Annotated in this window: 1 protein-coding gene; it reads left to right on the top strand. The window is 54.2% G+C overall.

Annotated elements, in window-relative coordinates; genetic code table 11:
• Positions 1-124: 124 nt before the first annotated feature.
• Complete coding sequence (locus FYC48_RS27950) at positions 125-268, top strand: hypothetical protein (protein WP_160149710.1); 144 nt, start codon at positions 125-127, stop codon at positions 266-268.
• Positions 269-373: the final 105 nt, after the last annotated feature.

Genomic DNA, 373 nt, shown 5'->3' with positions numbered 1-373 from the left:
ATGGTTTTGTTCCGTGCTCAGAAGAAGCCCATCGCCTATCGATGTTGCTTCAGATCGCAGACGGTTTGACAGATGGCGACTAGCCAACGCCTGATGGGAACGGCTCTTGGCATACTGCACTCCAATGTCGCCAATCGTTATGTCACGTGACCTCTGTTTCCTGGGATTCGCTTCGAATATCGCGGGGCAGTTGATCGTATTGGATGCGAGGTTGTTCTTCGATTCACTTGATTTGACGCACAAGCGGATGCGGACAACCGACGCCTGACTGGGACGCCGGATGTCACTTCAGGTATTCAATCGGTTACACTGGCAAATGGCGACGGTGCTTCGTGCTGTCGTTGCGCGCGGGCTCGCGAACAATCGGATGCAC

The organism is Roseiconus lacunae, from assembly GCF_008312935.1.
GTDB lineage: Bacteria > Planctomycetota > Planctomycetia > Pirellulales > Pirellulaceae > Stieleria > Stieleria lacunae.
This window is presented reverse-complemented; position numbering and strand designations above follow the sequence as displayed.